Raw genomic sequence first — 22,071 nt, forward strand, 5'->3', positions numbered from 1 at the left:
GAATTAAATGAAATCAATGAGCATTAAGGTGTTTTTAGTCAGCACATTATCAATATTACCATTGCTGGCAAGTGCCGGAGAGATAGCGGCTAGTTCAGATACTTTAGCAGCACGTTCGTTAGTAAAATCGTTCGGCAGTGATTTAAAGCACGTATTAAAAACGTCGATGAAATCAGGTGGCCCAATAACAGCATTAGCGCAGTGTAATATTCAAGCGGGTCCAATTGCCGAAAAGAATTCTTCTTCATCAGGGTGGGACATCGGCAGGACTTCATTGAAAGTTCGAAACGAAAAAAATGCCCCTGATGAATGGGAAATTAAGACGCTGCGTCAATTTGAACAACGTAAAGCAGCAGGCGAAAATTTGAAAACTATGGAATATGCTGAAACGATAAAAGAAGGCGACAAATTAATCTACCGTTATATGAAGCCAATACCCACTGCTGGCTTATGTGTAACTTGTCATGGGAGCGATATGGCTGAAGAAATTACTACGAAGGTGAAATCCTTATATCCTAACGATCAGGCGACAGGATTTAAGGTTGGTGATATTCGAGGGGCATTCACATTGCAAAAAAGAATGAATTAATCATTCGAATAAAATCGGATTATGCTCAGCAGAGCTTAGTGAGTATTAGAAGCTTAAAGGCGTTTCTAATACTCGCTGAACACTAATCACCCAGCACTGAGAACTAAATATAGAGTTTTTAACTAATGTAAATAAGCCATTATTTCAATAAATACAGCATTGAAGTTTTTAGTTTCATCGGTTTAACGGGTTTATTTAATAATAAAATTTCACTATCTTTGACTTCTTTTTTCAGCTGTTTACTGTAATTAGCGGTGATCATCATCACGGGTAATGGTGTATCTCGACTTTGGTTAATTTCTTTTGCTACATCGAAGCCATTTACGCCGTCATCAAGGTGATAATCGACGATTAATATATCAGCATGTTCATGACTGATATCGACTTGTTGTTGCAAGTCTTCAAGGCTAGTGGCAGTTATTACCACACACTCCCAACCTTCTAATAGTTGTGACATACCAGCACAAACACTTGCGTCATTATCAATAAGCCAGATTTTACTTTTCGCTAACACTGGGGTATCCATAATATAATTAAGCGGGTCTCTTGATTGGGGTAAATCACTTATCTTTCCAAGCGGTACTTTTACTGAAAACACCGAACCTTTACCTAAGGCAGAGCTAACATTAATGGGATGTTCGAGTACTTTAGAAATTTTATCGACTATGGCTAACCCTAAACCAAGGCCATTACGAAACGCCGTTTGAGAAGCTTTAAGACGTTTGAACTCTTTAAATATTTCTTTAATTTGGTCTTGAGCAATGCCAGTACCATTGTCCCATACTTCGATAGATACATGGTTACCTTGACGCCTACAGCCCAATAATACTTTACCGTTGTTGGTATATCTAAAGGCGTTTGATAGGAAATTACGCAGTATACGGGCAAGTAAAACACTGTCGCTGTTTACGACAACATCGCTGCTGACATAGTGCAATTCTACCTGAAATTGACCACTGATTTGTTGGTACTCACTCACAAGATTGTTGAGTAACTCTGACAATTTAAATGAGCTTTTATCAGCTTTAACCACACCAGCATCGAGTTTTGAAATATCAACCAATGTTGAGATTAAATTCTCTAAATCGTCTAATGAATTAGCGACCGAATTAAGCTGATTTTTAGTCTTATCTTCTAAAGGACGCTCCATTAATGAACTGGTAAATAATTGAGCAGCATTTAACGGTTGTAATAAATCATGACTCACGGCGGCAAGGAATTTTGTTTTTGAAACGTTGGCAAACTCTGCTTCGCTTTTGGCTTTGACAAGATTGGATTGCGCCTGGCGTCGATCTTCTACTTCCACTTGCAGCTTGTCATTTAAATTTTGTAATTGAGAGGTTCGCTCTTGTACCCTAACTTCAAGTTGGTCATGAGCTTTTTGTAGGGCTAAGGCATTCTTTCTTCGTTCGGTGATATCACGAATGAGTACGAAAAATCCAAGAACATCGCCGTTAACATCACGATTAGGCACATAAGATTTTAATAAATAACTTGATTCACCAAATTTATTTTTTTCATCAATGGTAAAACTAACACTTTCACCTTCCAAAGCGCGATCAACGTAACGTCTTATTTTAGTAAAGTTTGAATGGACACGACTTTGTTCTAACTCTAAGCCATTAAGGCCACCCTGAGGCCAACCATACCAGTCAACGTACACTTGATTGGTAAACTGATACTTTAGATCCTTACCGACATAAGCAATCATAGCGGGTACGTTATCCGTGATTAATCGTAACCAACTTTCACTTTTTCTTAAGGATTCCGCGTAACGATGACGTTCGGTAATATCGCTATAGGTCTTAATGGTTTTTCCGTTTTTAAGTCGGTGACTTTTTATTTCTAATACGGTTCCGTTAATCAATGTTTGGGTGTAAGAATAGTTATTGGTACTTGATTTTTGTGCTAAATCGAGTTCCGTTAAATGTTGCATATTATCAGTGGTGGGCGTTCCTCGTAACAGGTGAGGGGATAATTGACTGATCTGGGCAAAACGCGTATTCCATACTTCGATTTTGTTATGACTGCTGATCAACACAACACCTTGAGAAATGTTATCAATCAAGTTTTGTAGTAACAGCGACTTTTGCGCCATGCCTCTTTCATAACGGGCACTTTCGGCCGTTTTCACTGCGGTAATGTCGGTATAGAGCATTACCCAACCACCTTCGCTGGTTTGGTGTTCGTTTAATTGAAACCATCGACCATCTGATAATTGATATACCGGGCTGGCAAACGCATCACCTGGAGAAGCTCGTTGAATAATACCGCGGGTTTTCGCTAAATCTTTTAAATCTTTGAGATTGACGCCTTCTGTAATGGGTAAACCTGAGTCGAGCCAAAAATTGGCGAAGTTACTGTTTTGTAAAATAATTCGACCTTTACTGTCGAGTAAAACAAAGGCTTCTGAAATACTTTCTATTGCATCAATGAAACGTTGTTTGAACAGATTAGCTTGAGCATTGGCTTGTTTTAATGCGTGATTACTTCGTTCAAGTTTTGCCAGTGTTTCATTTAAGGTTTGCGTTTTTTCTCTTACTTGTTCAGCCAGGTGCACCGAATGTTCAAAGGCAGTATAAGGCGCATACTGATTTTCTCCGCTGTCTTCTACCCGTTGCATCAAAGCGTCGTTGATTTTCTTTAACTTGGTATTTTGCTTTTTTAATTCAGCTAACTCTTCTTCTAGGGATTGATCACTCATTAATACCTCCTGCGATGTAAACACCGGTAAAGGTTTGATTTAAATGGGTGCCATTAATGTGTTCACCATAGGTATTAAATCCAGCAATGTTGTACTTAGCATTTAATTTTTTTACTTTATTTTCTAAGCCTTTTTGTTCGATTTCTAAGCGTCTTAAAAAACAATCGCAAGCGAGTACTAATTCTGGTTTTCCGTAACGGTGTGAAATCTCATCTAACTTTTGAGTCACGGGATCAAATATGTCACCCATTTCTACCGCAGTGAGTACAATGCCAACATCTACAGCGCAGTAGAATGTGAGGCTTAAGTCAGCTTCATTCACTTTTTGAATGGAACGAATATAGTATTGACCGCCGACTTTTACCGCTAAAGGATTGAGCGAAAACACTTCAGGACTCAAATCCTTTAAATCCATATTTAATAACTTTGCATACTCAAGCGCAGCAGGTTCAGCATTTAATTCATAGACCGTTCTACTATCAGCATCTGCGCTTGTCACCACTAATTTTTCCGTCGGTAGTGCTATATGATGACAATTAAAAACCTCGAAAGATAACGTGGTGTTGACCATAATGACAATAGCGGCATTTTGATAAAAATTACCTTGATAATAGACATGGGTTTTCGCTAAGTTAATATCATCTCCAGCAGAGCCGCCAAAGTGTGGAATACCTCGGGTCGCAGAGTTTAGGGTAACCAGGAATTGTTCTTCGTTTGAGGAAAGCCCATCGAGTAAGGTAAGTAAAAAACTGTTGTTTTTAATTGCGGTTAAATCTCGTGACTGACAATCTTCTACTAACTCATTTATGGTTGATTGTGCATTGATCGTATCGAACTTTTCCATCGACTCGATAAGTTGGGCACTAATAGCAAAGTAGTCACTAGAAAAGCCTATGGCAACAATAGAATGTTGCTCGTACCCTTGCTGTGTTACTTCTCCTGCCGTAGTACAACCCACAATTTTAGTTTCTTTGAAGGTATCTTCCATCGTTTTTGCAAGTGTATCGAGCGCATAAGTTGAGGAGCAATAAAACAGCACAAAGCAGATATTGTCTTGATTAAGTTGTTGGTACAATTCCTGGCTTGCAAGGAAGGGATCAGTGGCATTACTGACCGCGGTAATTGTTTTAATTGTACTCATATAATTCCTATGGGCAGCCTAGGGGCTGCTGACCTTTCGCGGTTAAGTTTTGTTCGAGGTAAAAGCATTTTAATCACGGCGAGTAGTGTGTAGCCTAGTCATTCTACGCAAACATTACTCAACAAAGAATAAAACGCTTTTAGCCGAACCCTTCGGGCAGCGTTTGTTGGTCATTTTTACGGCGTTATCGTCTTTTTATGTAGATAAACTACATTACAAAGACTCTGCCTTGTATAAACACCAAACAAAAAGCTGCAAAAGTAATCTCAAAAGATCAGCAGCCCCTAATGCTACCTGATACATTTTTAAAATGAATGAAATATAGAATAACCATATTTACCCTAATTTGCATGTGCTAACTTTGCTATTAACACGCTAACTTATAAGTAATTTTATACACATTGTCTGAAAAAATATTATTGAATACTCTTGGTCGCATTACTTTCATTAAAGCTGATTTATAAAATAAGTATTGGGTGTTACGACGACCGCTTTTCTTTTTTTCGAATACTTATCTACGACACACTCATTTGGGTCTTTGATGGTAACTAAGCATTCCAAGCATTGAATACACTCACCATAGTCAATAGAACCGTCTTTATTGATGGCATCAATACCACACTTTTTATTACGGCATAGTTGACAAGGTGTACCACACTCTTGACGTCGTGTTAGCCATTTGAAAAGTGGGTATCGGCCAATAACCGCAAGTCCTGCACCTAACGGGCACAAATAACGACAGTAAACTTTGTGAATCTTTAGGCTAAGCGCAAGCAGTAATACGACATACAAGACAAACGGCCAATAACGCACGAAATTGAGCGTGATACTGGTTTTGAAGGGTTCAATTTCTGCGAGCTGCTCTGCAAGTGTGAGTGAATAAAATGAACTACCAACCAGTAAAACTAGCACCACATATTTTATTTTTTGTGCATTTTTATGGTGTTGAGGTTTTATTTTGATTTGTTTTATTTTGAGTTTACTCGCCACTAACGCGGCAAACTCTTGTAATGCACCAAAGGGACACAGCCAACCACAGAACAAACCTCTTCCCCAGAGGAAAAGGCTAATAAAGACAAATACCCATAAGATAAAAATTATCGGGTCAAGTAGGAATACATTGATATTAAAACCTTGCCAGATTGATAAGAACAAGGTGTAAATATTGACCACTGATAATTGGCCTTGCGCATAAAAGCCTATAAAAGCAATGACAAAGATTAATGAGGCAAATCGAATTCTGTGAGTGGTTTTAGCATTTTTGGCGAGTGTTTCTTGTTTGATAAATAGCCAAACCAAAAAGATAAGGTAAATGCTAAGTATAATGATATCAGTGCTACGACTTATCCAAATTTTCAACCACAAAGGCCGATTTTCTTCCAAGTTAATCTCGGGCTCTTTATGAATAAATAAACTGTCAGGTAAGGTGTTATTGATAGTAAAACTGTGTTGTTGCTTAGATAAAAACGATTTGTTGTAACTCAGCATTAACGATAAAGAAAATTCTTTGTTTAACTCAAAACCCGATTGAGACTTTATTCTAAACACCTTAATTTCATTGAAGTCAGGCACGGCGAGCGAAAATGACGGATCGTAGAAACTGTAAAAGTCGATATCTCGAATATCAACTGGCAGAGTCGCTTGTTGTGCACTTAAACGGTTAGGCACTGTTTGTGGGATAAAGTCTTCACTAACAAAATGATATTCACCGCCACTAAACATCATTAAGGCGTGTTCACCGGGTTTTAAACTCTCGAGCAAACGCTGGTATTCTTGTTCACCTAATAAATTTTTACCAATGATAGGAATATTGACGAAGGCAAAGTATAAGTCGATAAACTCATCTCCTTCTTCACTAATTTGGTTAATTTCATCGGCTAAATTTGTCGGTGATGTTTTGGTCATTGTGAGTGCTTGCTCACGGGTAAGCTGCCAATGTTTAATGAGATTTTTGTTAACGAGTTCTTCAAACGTAAGTGTTTGATAGTAGTCGGGGTTGATGCTGGTTTGTGATGGCGCCACAAAGCCGGATAATCTTTCACGTGCGACTTTAAGTGCTGAAGCGGTAATGGTGTCGTTGATTACTAGTACTGATATTGTTGCGCGCGTGACGCCGTCAATATAGGTTGCATCAAGAGACGTTTTAGCGCGAGCGTTAACAATAAATCGTTCCTTAATTGAATGCCCTTGATATTGTTTGATGAATTTAAACATAGGCTGTTCGCCTAAACCGTGCAAAAAAATCGGTTCATTGTGGGCGAGTATTTTTAAACCAGTAAAAACGCCTTGGGTATCAATACCGATTAACAGGTTAATTGTTTGACCAGAAAAGCCAATGAAATTGACAAAATCATCTGATTCAAAAACATAACCCAGTAGTTCGTTCAATTGATAAACAGGGGTTACGGCAATTTTATTGTCGATAGGACCTACACGTGTGGCACTAGGGAAGAGTTGAGCTACTTCATCGGAGATTGCGGTGACATTGGCATGAGTGGTTGTATTAAGAGCAACAGAATAAAAGGAGGTTGTTAACATTAAAAGTAGGCTAAGGAGAAGCCATATTTTTAGGTTTTTTAATTGTTTAAAAGGCATGTTAACACCTGAATAAATTGTCGTGAGCTGTAAAAAAAAAATGAGTGTCGCTTACTTTATAAAGGGACACTCATTAACCTGGGACTTAAAAATTAAAATAGACGCTTAAAAGAAACCTAAAGGACTTGTGCTATAGCTTACTAATAAGTTCTTAGTTTGCTGATAATGATCAAGCATCATCTTGTGAGTTTCGCGACCAATACCTGATTTCTTATAACCACCAAAGGCAGCATGAGCAGGATATAAATGGTAACAGTTAGTCCACACTCGTCCTGATTCAATGCCACGACCCATGCGATGAGCAAGGTTAGCATCACGCGTCCAAACACCAGCACCTAAACCAAAAGCAGTATCGTTAGCTATTTGTAGGGCTTCTTCAGCATCTTTAAAGGTAGTAACAGAGATAACCGGTCCAAAAATTTCTTCTTGGAAAACTCGCATTGAGTTATTACCTTTCAAAATAGTTGGTTGGATGTAGTAACCCGTTTCAAGTGAACCTTCCAAGCTTTCAGCGCTACCGCCAGAAAGTACAACAGCACCTTCGTCTTTACCTATTTGTAGGTAACCTTGGATTTTATCATACTGTTCTTTAGACGCTTGTGCACCAACCATAGTGTTAACATCAAGTGGGTTACCACGAACGATATTTTTGGTTTTCTCAAGCACTTTTTCCATAAACACATCAAAAATATCTTCTTGTACTAGTGCACGAGAAGGACATGTACATACCTCACCTTGGTTAAAGAAACCTAAAGCAAAACCTTCAGCACATTTATCAAGGTAGTCATCTTCAAATTGAGTGATATCACTAAAGAAAATGTTTGGTGATTTACCACCAAGCTCTACTGTAGAAGGGATTAAGTTTTCAGCAGCACATTTCAATATATGTTGGCCAACAGGTGTTGAACCAGTAAAGGCAATTTTACCAATACGCGTACTAGTTGCTAGTGCTTCACCAGCTTCTTTACCGTAACCATTAACAATGTTTAAAACACCATCAGGTAATAAGTCAGCGATCAACTCCATAAATACAAGAATACTTGCAGGTGTTTGCTCAGCTGGTTTAAGAATAATACAGTTACCAGCAGCAAGTGCTGGAGCTAATTTCCATGCAGCCATTAGCATAGGAAAGTTCCACGGAATTATTTGACCAACAACACCGATAGGCTCATGGAAGTGATACGCAACAGTATCGTCATCTATTTGTGAAAGAGTGCCTTCTTGAGCACGGATACAACCAGCATAATAGCGGAAATGATCAACCGTTAATGGAATATCAGCGTTGAGTGTTTCACGTACTGGTTTACCATTATCCCAAGTTTCAGCTACTGCTATTAACTCAAGGTTTGCTTCAATACGGTCAGCAATTTTTAATAAAATGTTTGAACGATCTTGTACTGAGGTTTTTCCCCATGCCGTTTTTGCAGCATGAGCAGCATCAAGTGCTAACTCAATATCTTCAGCGCTTGAACGTGGTATTTCACAAATTGCTTCGCCGGTTACAGGGGTGGTATTGGTAAAATAATTTCCCTTTACTGGAGCAACCCATTTACCGCCGATAAAATTTTCATATTTAGGTTTAAAAGAAACGACAGAACCTTCACTGCCTGGGTTTGCATAGATCATATATCACCTCGTATCTAGACCAGCCAGAGTAAAACTCTTTTCCGTGGCCCTGTTTATATTTACTTTGATACTTATCAAATTGATAACTACCAAAGCGTTCTTTCATGTATCCATATTAGTAGCAGTACGGCAAGTACACTATTCTCCCTTTGCATAGAAAACATCATACTTTAGAATGAGTTGATTTAAATTCTGTTGAAGTGTTGTTTTAACCAATTGAAAGTATAGGTTTTTAAAACAAAAAAGGCTTTTGAATAAATTCAAAAGCCTTTTGATAAGATTGTTTACATTATTTAGGTAATTTAAACGTCCACACACTACCACCTTGGTTTAAGTGCTTGATACGCTTAGCAACATCACCGCCCCATAAAGGTACAGCGCCACCCCAACCAGATAAAACTGAAAGGTATTGTTCGCCATCCATTTCCCAGGTGATCGGTGAACCAACAATGCCTGATCCGGTATTAAACTTATATTTAACTTCACCCGTCTTAGCGTCAAGACCTAATAAGTATCCTTCAGGGTTACCGGTAAATACTAAGTTACCAGCAGTAGCCAATACGCCACCCCATAATGGAGCATAGTTATTATAGCGCCATACAACTTCACCTGTTTTAGGGTCGATTGCTTTTAATACACCAATATAGTCTTTATTAATCGCTTTTATAGTAAAGCCAGCACCTAGATAGGCAGCGCCTTTTTTATAAGCGGTCGGCTCATTCCAAATATCCATTTCCCATTCGTTAGATGGTACATAGAATAACTCAGTGTCTTGACTGTAAGCCATTGGCATCCAGTTTTTACCACCTAAGAAAGCAGGGGCGGCAACAACTGTGCTACCTTTATTACCATCTTTTGACTTGCTTGGATCCGTAGGTCTATTACTGTCGATATAAATAGGGCGACCGTTTTTATCAAGTCCTGAAGCCCATGTTTGTTTATCAACAAATGGGAAACCTCGAATGAAATCACCATTTTCACGATTAAGTACATAGAAGAAACCGTTTCTGTCAGCCGTTGCTGCAGCTTTAACGGTTTTACCATTTTGTTTATAGTCGAAAGAAATCAGCTCGTTAACACCATCAAAATCCCAACCATCATGTGGCGTGGTTTGGAAATGCCAAACAATTTTACCAGTATCAGGATCAATAGCTAAACGTGATGATGAGAAAAGGTTATCACCTGGACGTAAATGAGAGTTCCATGGTGCAGGGTTACCAGTACCAAAGAATAATAAATCAACATCGGCATCATAAGTACCGCCTAACCAAGGCGCCGCTCCGCCTGACTTCCAAAGTTCTGCTGGCCATGTTTGTCCTGGTTTGCCACCAGAAATACCATTATCAACTTTTTTGCCATTTTTCCAGATGTAGCCCATATGGCCTTCAACTGTTGGGCGTTCCCAAACTAGTTTGCCATTGGTAGCATCATAAGCTCTTACTTTACCTACTACACCAAATTCACCACCGGCAACACCTGTGATGACTTTACCTTTAACAATAATAGGAGCAGCTGTAATTGAATAACCGGCTTTATAATCTTCTACTTTCTTTTTCCAAACGACTTTACCTGTGTCTTTATGAAGCGCGACTAGTTTTGCATCAAGCGTAGCAAAAATAACTAGGTCGCCGTATAACGCGGCACCACGGTTGATAACATCACAACAAGGCATAATACCATCAGGTAATCTTGCATCATATTGCCAAAGTTCGTCACCAGTATGAACGTCTATAGCATACACACGAGAGTAGGAGCCAGTAATATACATGACGCCATCTTTGACCATAGGCTGAGATTCTTGACCACGCTGTTTTTCGCCGCCTAATGAGAATGACCACACTGGACGCATTTCTTTAACTGTGTCGATATTTATTTTATCAAGAGGGCTGTAACGTTGTCCTCTTAGACCAAGTCCATAGGACACAACATCATCAGTTGTCATTTGGTCATTGGCAATATCTTTATCGGTTACTTCAGCACTTGCTATGCCGGTTAACGCTAAAGAAACTGCCATGGATAATGACAATACCTTTGTTTTACATGTTGTTATCATTGTTATTTCCTCTCGGGTTGTAAATTTGGTTAAAGATATTCTTCTCTATTTACCCACGCTACCTGAAACACTAATATTCATGTAGTTTGGCTATACCTTCCTGCATAACGTCAATGAATTTACATGTCGTCTCGCGACATCAGTAAAACAATTAAGCAGGCTATAACGATATTAAAACGTCTCTATTTACTTCTCTATTACACAGCAGTAGCGTTTTTTTCATCATTTAGTATGATGAAAAAGGATGAGTTTGAACGCTGTTCATTACTACTCGCTATTTATCACTCACTGAGTACAGGTTAGGAGTTTGGTAAACAGCGTGGTATTGATCAAATATTTTCTTCATTTGTCCTTGGCTTATCATAGCCTCGACAATATCAGCAATGGCGTAACCTAATTGGCGATAGTCACTCTTGACTGCCATGCCTATATCCCATTGTTGTTTACCTAACATTGGAAAAGCATTCGTTGCTAACTGGTAAGTAGGGGAATCGAGCTGATGTTGGTAATGACTTACCTGACTGCGAAGTCCCATGACGGCATCAATCTTCTGTTCAGACATTGCTGAAATAGCTAGGGCTAATGAAGGGAATTGTTTGGTTTTATTGCGCATTCGACCATTGAAGACCGATAGAAGATAAAATTGTGGAATGGAGTCTACTTCGACACCAATGTCATGATATTGAAAGACAGCCATGGTGCTAACATCGTCGATTTTTTTAGCATTAAAAACGATTTTCCATGACTCGGTATGGTAGGGAGCGAACATGTGTACCTGTTCATGTACCCGTTCACCAATATCGTCACGCAGCTCAGAATATGCTTTATCGTAGGGAACTCTAAGCATTAAATCTGCAACACTGCGTTTAAGGAAATGTCCTTTCCATAAATTATTGCGTAAGTCATCCTCAACATTTTCATCAGCGGTTACCCACCTAAAATGAAGTGTTACGCCTAACTGTTTGGCAATATGTTTGGCGACTTCAATATCAATGCCCTTTGCTTCTCCGTTTTCTTGGTATGAAAACGGGATGAAATCGCTATAAACAGCAACGGTGATTTCATTGCTTTCAATAATATCATCATAAGATCGCGCAAAAGTTGTTGAGCAAAATAGACTACAACAACTTAACCACAAGAATAGATAATAAAATTTATTCTTCATCACTTACTGACTCTAACCAAGTACGAATAGACCATAGTGCTTCTTGATTTAAATGCTCTGTCATTTTCGGCATGTAAACAGCACCATTACGCACCGCGCCATTTTGTACACGATAAATAAACCACTCATCGCCATCAAAATCTGCTGGTAATTGACGTAAATCAGGAGCAATACCGCCAGATATTCCGCCTAAACCATGACAGCGAGCGCAATTTTGGTTATAGGCTGATGCTCCAACGCGTAAAATTTCTGTCATTACTTCGCCATCTTTTGTGCGGTAAGGGTTAGTGTCTTCCCATTCTTCGCCTAAGGTCGGTAATGTTGAGGTGTTTATTGCTTGTGGGGTCACAGGGCCGTGAGCCGCTACGCCAAATGAACATATTGATATGAATGCAATTAAATGGCTGCGGCCTAAGTTAAGTTTTATCATCGCTGTGTACCTTCTTTCACGTGAAAATTGTGGTGTTTAATTCTGATAGAACCATCTTAACGAGGTTAGGGCGCTTCAAGAATTGTACTTTAGCGCGGTTAAGCCTCATCCTTTAGTATGAATTTAAGGATAGAAAACTGCATAATTTATTTTATTTTGTTATATATCAATTCATTATGGTGTTTTATTGGAATACTTAGCTTTTTAACTTTATGAGATTTTTCTATATGCTTATAAAGATAGAAGTATTTTAAGAATGCATGAATCAGTGTGAAGTGGTTAGCTATACATCAGTTGAATGATAGTTATTGAATTTTATTAATTGGGGTTGCCATGTTTATTGTGACAAGAGTAAGGTTTAAAAAGTATCTAGTGAAAAGGATAGCTAGCTGCATAGGGCTCTTTTGTTTTTATTGTACTAATGCGATCTCAAGTACTGAGGCAATATCAAGTCCAATTACCCTTGATATCAGTTATGTGAAATTAGCGCAGCAACAAGCTCCTGGTGTATCTACTCTTTTTAAAAAGCCAGAAGATAGTGGTTATATGGGCGCTAAGCTTGCGATCAGTGATTCTAATACGACCGGAAAATTTTTACAGCAGCACTTTACGCTAAACTATTTTATAGCGACTAAAACAACGCAATTTTTAGATTATCTAGAGAAAGAATACCAACAGGGCCGACGCATTTTTATTCTTCAAGCGCCGTCAGCACAACTGGTTCAAGTAGATCACTGGGCCAAAAAAAAACCAGTGTTGCTGTTTAATGTTAGTGAATCTGCTGATGAACTTCGCAATAGCCAGTGTTTACCTTCCGTGTTTCATACCATACCCAGTAATGCAATGAAGTCTGATGCCCTTGCTCAGTGGTTACTTTATCGTAGGATGAATAAAGTATTATTAATACAAGGGAGTAAAGCCGAAGATATTCAGCTGGCCACTTCGTTTAAACGGGCAGCGAAACGTTTTGGTTTGAAAATTATTGATGAGAAACAGTGGGATTTTAATACCGATCTAAGACGTAGTGCACAACAAGAAATTCCTTTGTTCACTCAAACCGTACAAGATTATGATGTTGTTTATGTTGCTGACAAGTCAAAAGCGTTTGCTGAATTTTTACCCTTTAATACTTATTTACCTCGACCTGTTATAGGCTCGGCCGGTTTGGAAGCCTTGGCGTGGCATAGTGCGATAGAGCAGTGGGGCGCTACTCAACTGCAAAATCGTTTTATAGAAATGGCTGATAGGAAAATGAACGAAGTAGACTTTGCCGGTTATCTCGCCGTGCGCAGTGTTGCTCAATCAGTGCACAAACTTCATTCAAACACCAGTGACAAGCTCATCGAATATATTAACTCGACGGATTTTGAATTGGCCGCGTACAAAGGGCGAAAGCTTAGTTTTCGTGCTTGGAGTCGACAATTAAGAATGCCGCTGGCGCTGGTTCATCCTCACGCTTTGGTATCGCAATCACCACAGCCAGGCATGCTTCATCCCATTACTGAGCTTGATACGCTTGGTTTTGATGCACAAGAATCTCAATGCGAATGATCACGGTAAATATTCACGGTAAATTTTTAAGGTAACTTATGAAAAAGACACTTTATTTTAGAGAAAATTTTAGCACAATTTTAAGATTATCAATTGTAGCTGTTTTGTTTAACGCTACCGCTGGTTATGCCACTGAATTTGCTTATGTCACCAATGAAAAAGATGACAATATTTCGGTTATCGATTTAAGCCTTAATAAAGTCATAAAAACAATCGCGATAGGCGAACGACCTCGAGGCATCATTTTCAATAAGGAACAATCACTTGCTTATATTTGTGCGAGCGAGTCAGATAGGATTCAAATACTCGATGTAGCAACAGACCTGATTATCGGTGAGCTACCTTCAGGTGAAGATCCTGAAACGATTGCATTACACCCAAATGGCAAAATTATTTATACCTCTAATGAAGATGATGCCTTGCTTACAGTGATTGATATTGACTCTGCTACTGTTATCGCACAGATAGATGTAGGGGTTGAACCTGAAGGCTTAGCGGTAAGTCCCGATGGAAAAATTGTCGTGGTAACCTCGGAAACGACCAACATGGTGCATTGGATTGACACCAAAACCCATGAAAATTTTGCTAATACGTTAGTGAGTGCACGGCCAAGGTCGGCAAAGTTTACCGACGATAATAAATATTTATGGGTGAGCTCTGAAATTGGCGGCACTGTGGTGATACTTGATGTTGCCACGCAAAAAATCATTAAGGAATTTACCTTTGATATACGAGGTATTCATCATGACCGTGTGCAACCTGTTGGCATCGAATTAACAAAGGATGGGCGATATGCGTTCGTGGCTTTGGGGCCAGCAAATCATGTCGCGGTTATTGATCGTAAAAAAATGGAAGTTGAGGAATATTTATTAGTTGGCCGTAGGGTGTGGCAACTTGCTTTTAATCAGGATGAAAGCAAGTTATTAACCACCAATGGTATTAGTGGTGATGTATCAGTGATTGATGTAAAACGTATGAAAGTTACAAAATCAATTAAAGTAGGACGTTATCCATGGGGCGTAGTGATACGAAATGTGCCATGAGTATCGTCACAAAGGGTCTCAGTTTTTATTACGGTAAAAAGCCTGCAGTCGATGGTTTAGACCTCAGTATTACCAGTGGTTTTAATGTATTACTTGGTCCCAATGGCGCAGGTAAAAGTACTTTGTTCTCCATGTTAACGGGCCTTTATCAGGCGGCATCAGGGGATATTAAAATCAATGGTTATGACTATAAACATCATAAGTCGAACATTATGCAATCAATGGGCGTTGTTTTTCAGCAAAGTACGTTAGATTTAGATTTATCGGTTAAGCAGAACTTAACCTATTATGCTGCGCTACATGGCATTTCATCAGCACAAGCGCTCGACAATATCAGTGAGATTTTGTCCCAACTGCAATTAACAAAGCGACTCGATGATAAAGTCAGATCATTGAATGGCGGACATCGCCGTCGTGTTGAAATTGCTCGAGCATTAATTCATCAACCCAAAGTGTTATTGCTTGATGAGGCAACGGTTGGTTTAGATATTGATAGCAGAAAAATGATCACAGAGTACGTTGGTTCGCTTAGTCAAAAATTAGGTATTTGTGTTTTGTGGGCAACGCATTTAATCGATGAAATATCAGCAGGTGATCAATTAATTATTATTGATGAAGGAAAAATTAAAGCACAGGGTATTAGTGGAGAATTATGTAAAAAGCATAATGTCACCGATGTATACCAGCTTTATCGCTCGTTAACGGCTAACGCGGAGCTCACTTGATGAATAATCGTTATCTTTATTGTTTTAATGGCATCGTTAAGCGTGAAGTTTTACGTTTTTTCCAACAACGTTCGCGTTTATTAAGTGCCTTAGTCAGGCCACTACTTTGGTTGGTTGTGTTTGCTGCCGGTTTTAGAGCCGCATTAGGTGTTTCTATTATGGAGCCCTACGGTACTTATATTACCTATCAGCAATATATTACCCCAGGGCTTTGTTGCATGATCATTTTATTCAATGGCATGCAAAGCTCGCTCTCTATGGTTTATGACCGTGAAATGGGCAGTATGAAAGTTCTATTGATGAGCCCGCTACCGCGACCTTTTTTATTATGTTGTAAATTAATTGCTAGTGCGTTGCTGTCACTTTTACAGGTAGTCATATTTTTACTTTTCGCTCGGCTAGTTGACGTTGATATCCCGCTAATGGGTTATGTTAGTTCAATACCTGCAATTTTCTTAATTGCCTTTTTCCTTGGTGCGTTAGGGTTAATGTTATCTAATCTTATTAAACAATTAGAAAACTTTGCCGGTGTGATGAACTTTGTTATTTTCCCAATGTTCTTTCTTTCAAGTGCCTTATATCCGCTGTGGAAAATGCAAGAAGCTAGTCTGTGGTTATATTGGCTTTGTCAGTTTAATCCCTTTACCTCATGTGTTGAGCTATTACGATTTGCGCTTTATGGACAAATGAACCTTGCTGCACTGACGACAGTGTTAATCGCCACAAGCATAGCGTCGTTTTTTGCTCTGATGAGTTTCAAACCGTTACATGGTCGTAAATAGCATTAAACGACTACTTTTCCCCCTTAAGGTAAAATTACTAACCTTAAGGGCACAGCCATTTTATTAAGTTGGTGATGTTATTGTGTGTAGATTAAGTCACATTTTTTATTTAAGTGAGGAATTAATTTAATTCGTTCTAATAATGTTTATTTAATAACAAAATAGTCTTATATTTACCTTAATTACAGCTGTTTATTTACACAATTATTCGTGATTTCTTCTTTCTACAACAAAGCGTACAAATTGCCTCCTTTCACACATCAACCACTTTAAGCTTTGTTTTTAACTCATTGATCTATCAATAACAATAAAGTAATCTCACTACATTATAAAATTATGGACGATTTTTCTCATCTTGTAGAAAGAAGGAATTTTGCCTCATAATAAGCTGTTAGCAATATTAAAGAGTCTGTATGCAAATTAAATTTAAAGTGGCCAAATCCGAAGATTCAGAAACCATAGGATCTTTGGTTGTTGACCTTACAAATGAAATTTGTGAATTAACAAAAGCTCAGCATTTTGATATTAATCTTAATAGTACAATTGAGCGTTGCCGTGAATTAATTAGTGATGGTCATTACGCTGCCATTATTGGTGAATATCAAAATAAGCCTGTTGCGGTTGTTACTTTTACAGAAACATATGCTTTATATGCTGGTGGTAAAATTGGTGTAATTCAAGAATTTTATGTTTCACCTGAACTTAGAGCTTCAGGTGTTGGTTCTACATTAATCGAACAAGTTAAAAAATACGGAAAGCAGCACGATTGGTCATGCATTGAATTATGCACACCACCTCTACCTGAATTTGAAAGAACATTAAATTTCTATCAAAAAAATGGTTTAATTCCTGTTGGTGGTCGTAAAATGAGACAAGCACTGGCGTAAAATATTGCTAACAAGGCATTCAAACGGACACGCAACAGTTGGCTGCGCTTCGTGCCTCGCACATTATAGTCAACTATTACTTAGCCGCTTAATGTGGCGTTATATGTCTAAAAAGGCTCAAGGATGAATATGAATTTTCAGTTGAAAACATTATTGGTTTTAATTACTTTACTGCAAGGGTGTTCCTCTACAAAAAACATTGAAGATATTGACACTAGTAACAATGAAATTATTAAGGTTACTGTATATTATAATTCGTTAAGAAAAGATGATGCTGTAACTTTACAGAATGCACTTATCAAAAAGGGTTACCTAGTAAGCGTTGCAAAAAACAAAGCCTCATCAAATAAATATTCGAGTTACATGTATGTAGCTAAAAAAGATCACAAATCTGCTGTAATGCTAAATGATATTGTACAAAATCTTCTAAAACATAATTTAAATACAAATTTTTTTAAAGAAAAAGAAACTTCGGGTATAGCAAAGGTTATTTTAACTAACACCGAGTCTGATATCACACAAAGTAAAAACCCTCAAATCTCTTATACACCTCAATTATGGTCGCACCATAAACAGTTAAAAACATCACCTGAATTGTGTGCTAAGAAGGGAGTCGATATATTAAATTTTCTTGGTTTTAGCTCTGTTGTGAAGAATGGCGATTATGTTTATGGGAACTTCAATCAGAATCGTGCGACCATAAAGTGTGTAGGTTTTGATAGCACCACTTTTGTTTATACGGCTGTAGCAGGCAAAAACGTCAAACAAGTTGAGCAATTGCGTAATAAAATTTCATGGAAGTTGTAACGGCATATAATAAGTTGCTTAAACGGACACAAACAGCTGGCTGTGCTCAATCCTTGCTATTATAGCCAGCCATTTTTAGCCGCTTAGCAAAGCGTTAGGGCTATAGGCCAAACCTGGAGTACTTTATGAGTTATAGAGATAAGTTAATTGTAGCAACCAAAAAAGGTATAGGGTTTCCCGTTGCAGGTTTGATCATAATTACTTTTGCCGCCATTGCAGTTAACCTACTACCAGAGAGGCAAGCCTTGATATCAATATTCATTGCGACAGGGAGTGTGTTTCCTATTGCTATGTTTATCTCAAAGTTATTTAAAGTAAATCCATTTGTTAAATTTCCTCCCTTATCTAACCTTGGTGCAATTTTGGCTGGTGTGCAGATATTTTATTGGCCTCTTTTTATCCTTGTTTTTAATATTGCACCTGCTTGGATACCATTTTCTATGGCCATTCTATTCGGGTCTCATTTTATACCTTATGGGTGGCTCTATAAAAGTAAGGCTTATTATTTTATCGGTATCGTTATGCCAAGTTTAGGGTGCCTGTTGGCACTGCTTGGGAAAGAAATCTCATACCAATACACTTTCGCGGCATTGATTCCAGTATATGCAATTACAATTGGATTACTTTTTTCGGAAACTAATGTGGCAAAGCCTGTTGTAGTAAAGCCCTAACAATAACTTCAAATTGAACTGTGGGTTCTAAATAAAGTTAGAAACGTCTAAATAAAGATGGAAACCGTTAAATAAAATCGGAAACTGGAATTATTACGTTTAAGAGCCGAAAATACCTTTCAAAAAATTTAATTAAACTTTGAAATAGCTAACTTCTAAAATATAACTCTAAGGGCAGTAGCCACAAACCTGACCTAATTCAATGGTCAAAACAACCCTGTTTTATGTTCACTTTGATACGTTAGCGGACGTTCCCAAAGTATAAAAACATGAGTATATTGATGATAACTTTTTGACAATAACCTGTTAATCCTAACTGGCAAAAATGCCACCACAGCGGTCATTCGTCATCAAATAGTTAATGCTAACTGAGGGCATCAGCAAAATAAAAAAAGAGATACTTTTACTAATGGTTAAGTTATCTATCAATGGGGCTAAGAGTCCCTGATGCATGCTGGCCAATCACATGAGTATAGATTTGAGTAGTCTTCAAATCATTATGGCCAAGTAATTCTTGTACCGTTCTAATATCAGCTCCATTTAATAATAACTGAGTCGCGAAAGTATGCCGAAAGGTATGTGCTGTGACATGTTTTCTAATGCCTTTTTTCAAAACAGCAGCTCTCAGAGCTTTAGACAATGAAGTCCAATGTAAGTGGTGACGGCAAAAATAACCATCTGTTGGATGCTTACATCTAACAGTTGACGGGAATAGATATTGCCATTTAAATTCAGTAATTGCTTTTGGGTATTTACGTGCTAAGCCGGACGGTAAACTCGTTTTCCCTTCTCCTTCTGCTAAGTCTTTACGGTGTAGACCTTCGACTTTCTCTATTTGTTCTTTAAGTGACTCTATAAGAATTTTAGGCAATAAGGTCATTCTATCCTTAGCCCCTTTACCACGAAAAACATAAATTGAATTCCCGTCAAAATCGATATCTTTGATACGTAACGCTAACAACTCTGCTTTTCTTAACCCTGAGCCATATAGCAAACTGAACATCAGATGATAAGGAGGCTTTAATCCATTAATAATTGCAGTCGCCTCTTTATTGGATAATACCATCGGTACTCTGGTTGGGGCTTTTGCTCTAACAGTATCAGATAGCAAAATGAGTTCTCTTTCAAAGACGTGTTTGTACATAAAAACAATTGAACATAATGCTAAGTTTTGAGTTGAAGATGTTACCTGCCTATTAACCGCTAAATAAGTGAGATAATTACTTACTTCTTGTTCACCCATATCCTTGGGGTGGCGTTTTTGGTTGAAGAGAATAAATCGTTTAATCCATAGTAAATACGCTTTTTCAGTTTGGATACTGTAATGCTTTGTACGGAGGATATGACGGATACTTTCAAGAAAAGGCGATGTAGACATTTTTCAAACCCCGTAGCTGTATTTATATACAGTATGTGTTTGAGGTAAATAAATATCAAATATTTTCTCAGCGGGATATTACTGAGAAGTCTCAGTAAATGCCAATAAATAGGATTAACTCATTAGGGTAATAGGTTAACCTTATGAAAAACATCAATTTAATTAGTGTTATGGTAATTGGATATTACTGAGACTTCTCAGTAATATCCAACTAGAGCTGTTTTCTTAAATTTTAATCTTTCTAATTCATTGAAATTATGGAATATTAAGCGGTAATGAATTAATTTTATGGGACGGACATTACTGAGAAGTCTCCATAATAAGCTGTTATGTGAATACATTATGTTGAGAGTTTTAATTTTACTATTACTTGTTGGGTGTGAAGATTCTCCACTTCCTAGAAGTGAATCTAGTATTAAGCTTGGTGAAACCTATAAAGCTAATAACTATGCCTATATAGACTTCTCAACCATGCAAGGTAATAAATGGACAAAAGTATGCTTTCTTGGTCCATACAACTCCGATTCGTCAAAGGCTCTTGGTTTTAACTGGGATGTAAATAAATACACTGATGTATTAGTTTCGGATAGTCATAATGTTATCTTGTTTGCTACAGACTCTGCTGTTTTAAGTCATATTGTTCACCGCCGCACCTACGGTGATTTTTGGCAACTAAGTGGAAAGTGTTTCCCTAAAGAATCATCTAAATTATACAAAAGTGAAGAAAGTGGTGCTTGGCATGTTAGCAGTTAAATTCACATAACAAGCTGTTAAACAAGGACAAAAAACAGTTGGTTTTTGCTCCTGCGTCGCTTATTTTAACCAACTATTTTATTGCCTGTTAACAGGGCGTTATGAATCATAGGAGAGTTGGGTGGATATTCTTCATAAACAATTCATGGACTCTCTCAATGAAAGATTGAAAGAAAACCCTGAAGTTGCAGATGAAATAGATATTTCTGAATTAATTTCTGAAGTAACTCCAGATGCAGTTCGCCTAATTAAGGCTTCGCTATTAGAATCATCAGCTGAAATGTTGAAAGAGCGTCGAGGATTATCTGAGGGGTTTGTTAAACGCAACAGTGAAAGATGGGCTAAAGGGTTTGATACTCTTGAGATATTAATTGTTACGTGTACAGAAGCTGGAGAAGATGTTAATTATTCCTATCGAAATGAAGCAGCGGAAGAGCAAAATTTAGTATTTGATTTAGTTGTAAGGCTTCACGCAAGAGCATGTCAAATCTCTCAAGAAATATTGAGCCTAATGAAGTCGGGATTTGCAGATGCCGCACATGCAAGATGGCGCGCTCTCCATGAAGTAAGTGTAACAGCCATGTTTATTGCTAAACATGGGCAAGAATGTGCAGAGAGGTTTTATTTTCATGATGTTGTCGATTCATACGATGGAATGCGTGAACATAAAAAATATGAAAGCAGACTCAACGAAAAAGCACCAGAACAGCAAGATATCGACGAGTGCAAAATTGAATATGACAACTTAGTTAAAGAATATGGTAAAAAGTTTTCTGGTCATTATGGTTGGGCTGCATATTTATTTCCTGAGCATAATCGTGTTGGATTTGGAGCTATCGAAAAAGACGTTAAGTTAGATCATATGCGCCCTTACTACAAGTGGGCTAGTCAGAACATCCATTCCGGTTCCAAAGGGACAAGAAACCGTTTGGGTCTTAATGAGGCAACAGAAGATATACTGCTCGTGGGACAAAGTAATTCAGGTATGACAGATCCCGCACATTCAACAGCTATTAGTTTAAGCCAAATAACATGCACAATATTAATGTTACATCCTACGATAGATCATATTGTATTAATGAACATCATTCGTGAGTTTCAAGATCAAGTTGGGGAAGATTTTCTAGCTGTGGCAAAAATGAATTCATAACAAGTCATTAAAGCAGGACAA

General features: G+C 38.0%; 18 protein-coding genes. 10 read left to right on the forward strand and 8 right to left on the reverse strand.

Annotation, left to right across the window (positions count from 1 at the left end; all coding sequences use genetic code 11):
• Positions 1-7: 7 nt before the first annotated feature.
• Positions 8-589, forward strand: a complete 582-nt coding sequence (locus tag CXF79_RS02780) for a Tll0287-like domain-containing protein (protein WP_198560020.1) — start codon at positions 8-10, stop codon at positions 587-589.
• 139 nt (positions 590-728) lie between these two features.
• On the opposite strand, the gene CXF79_RS02785 is transcribed toward CXF79_RS02780, so the two are convergent.
• From CXF79_RS02785 to pedF, 7 genes are all read right to left on the reverse strand, one after another.
• Entirely contained in the window at positions 729-3,293 is a 2,565-nt protein-coding gene (locus CXF79_RS02785; RefSeq protein WP_101153846.1) for a hybrid sensor histidine kinase/response regulator, read from the reverse strand.
• Positions 3,286-4,434 (reverse strand): nitric oxide-sensing protein NosP, encoded by a 1,149-nt coding sequence (nosP, locus tag CXF79_RS02790; RefSeq protein ID WP_011042707.1) that lies wholly within the window; start codon positions 4,432-4,434, stop codon positions 3,286-3,288. Before nosP ends, CXF79_RS02785 begins: the two co-directional genes overlap by 8 nt.
• Positions 4,435-4,881: 447 nt before the next feature.
• Complete coding sequence (locus tag CXF79_RS02800) at positions 4,882-7,029, reverse strand: 4Fe-4S binding protein (protein ID WP_101153847.1); 2,148 nt, start codon at positions 7,027-7,029, stop codon at positions 4,882-4,884.
• 105 nt (positions 7,030-7,134) lie between these two features.
• Complete coding sequence (gene exaC, locus CXF79_RS02805) at positions 7,135-8,655, reverse strand: acetaldehyde dehydrogenase ExaC (protein ID WP_011042709.1); 1,521 nt, start codon at positions 8,653-8,655, stop codon at positions 7,135-7,137.
• A gap of 289 nt (positions 8,656-8,944) precedes the next feature.
• Positions 8,945-10,708: a PQQ-dependent methanol/ethanol family dehydrogenase gene (locus CXF79_RS02810; protein WP_011042711.1), complete on the reverse strand. Its 1,764-nt coding sequence runs from the start codon at positions 10,706-10,708 to the stop codon at positions 8,945-8,947.
• Between the two features lie 274 nt (positions 10,709-10,982).
• A complete protein-coding gene (locus CXF79_RS02815; protein ID WP_101153849.1) occupies positions 10,983-11,873 on the reverse strand; it encodes a substrate-binding periplasmic protein in 891 nt (296 codons plus the stop codon).
• Positions 11,863-12,303 (reverse strand): cytochrome c-550 PedF, encoded by a 441-nt coding sequence (gene pedF / locus CXF79_RS02820; protein WP_011042714.1) that lies wholly within the window; start codon positions 12,301-12,303, stop codon positions 11,863-11,865. Before pedF ends, CXF79_RS02815 begins: the two co-directional genes overlap by 11 nt.
• Before the next feature lie 372 nt (positions 12,304-12,675).
• Here pedF and CXF79_RS02825 point away from each other — a divergent pair, with 372 nt between their 5' ends.
• The 7 genes from CXF79_RS02825 to CXF79_RS02855 all read left to right on the forward strand — a co-directional run bounded on the left by CXF79_RS02825 (position 12,676) and on the right by CXF79_RS02855 (position 18,769).
• Positions 12,676-13,854, forward strand: a complete 1,179-nt coding sequence (locus CXF79_RS02825) for an ABC transporter substrate-binding protein (protein WP_232769061.1) — start codon at positions 12,676-12,678, stop codon at positions 13,852-13,854.
• A 38-nt stretch (positions 13,855-13,892) separates the two neighbouring features.
• Positions 13,893-14,897, forward strand: coding sequence for a YVTN family beta-propeller repeat protein (locus tag CXF79_RS02830; RefSeq protein ID WP_101153852.1), 1,005 nt, complete (start codon positions 13,893-13,895; stop codon positions 14,895-14,897).
• Positions 14,894-15,622: an ABC transporter ATP-binding protein gene (locus tag CXF79_RS02835; protein WP_232769062.1), complete on the forward strand. Its 729-nt coding sequence runs from the start codon at positions 14,894-14,896 to the stop codon at positions 15,620-15,622. The genes CXF79_RS02830 and CXF79_RS02835 overlap by 4 nt, the downstream gene beginning before the upstream one ends.
• Positions 15,622-16,404, forward strand: a complete 783-nt coding sequence (locus CXF79_RS02840; RefSeq protein WP_011042718.1) for an ABC transporter permease — start codon at positions 15,622-15,624, stop codon at positions 16,402-16,404. The genes CXF79_RS02835 and CXF79_RS02840 overlap by 1 nt, the downstream gene beginning before the upstream one ends.
• Before the next feature lie 413 nt (positions 16,405-16,817).
• Positions 16,818-17,291, forward strand: coding sequence for a GNAT family N-acetyltransferase (locus CXF79_RS02845; RefSeq protein WP_101153856.1), 474 nt, complete (start codon positions 16,818-16,820; stop codon positions 17,289-17,291).
• A 129-nt stretch (positions 17,292-17,420) separates the two neighbouring features.
• Positions 17,421-18,098 carry a hypothetical protein gene (locus CXF79_RS23475; protein ID WP_198560021.1) on the forward strand — a complete coding sequence of 226 codons (678 nt, stop codon included), beginning with the start codon at positions 17,421-17,423 and terminating at the stop codon, positions 18,096-18,098.
• Between the two features lie 125 nt (positions 18,099-18,223).
• Positions 18,224-18,769, forward strand: coding sequence for a DUF7010 family protein (locus CXF79_RS02855; RefSeq protein ID WP_101153858.1), 546 nt, complete (start codon positions 18,224-18,226; stop codon positions 18,767-18,769).
• A gap of 418 nt (positions 18,770-19,187) precedes the next feature.
• On the opposite strand, the gene CXF79_RS02860 is transcribed toward CXF79_RS02855, so the two are convergent.
• Positions 19,188-20,147 carry an integron integrase gene (locus tag CXF79_RS02860; RefSeq protein WP_101153860.1) on the reverse strand — a complete coding sequence of 320 codons (960 nt, stop codon included), beginning with the start codon at positions 20,145-20,147 and terminating at the stop codon, positions 19,188-19,190.
• Between the two features lie 342 nt (positions 20,148-20,489).
• On the opposite strand from CXF79_RS02860, the gene CXF79_RS02865 reads away from it, so the two are divergent.
• Entirely contained in the window at positions 20,490-20,900 is a 411-nt protein-coding gene (locus tag CXF79_RS02865) for a hypothetical protein (protein WP_101153862.1), read from the forward strand.
• A 121-nt stretch (positions 20,901-21,021) separates the two neighbouring features.
• On the forward strand, positions 21,022-22,050 hold the full coding sequence (locus CXF79_RS02870) for a DUF5677 domain-containing protein (RefSeq protein WP_198560022.1): 1,029 nt from the start codon (positions 21,022-21,024) through the stop codon (positions 22,048-22,050).
• Positions 22,051-22,071 lie beyond the last annotated feature (21 nt).

It is taken from the genome of Colwellia sp. Bg11-28 (assembly GCF_002836245.1).
GTDB lineage: Bacteria > Pseudomonadota > Gammaproteobacteria > Enterobacterales > Alteromonadaceae > Colwellia > Colwellia psychrerythraea_A.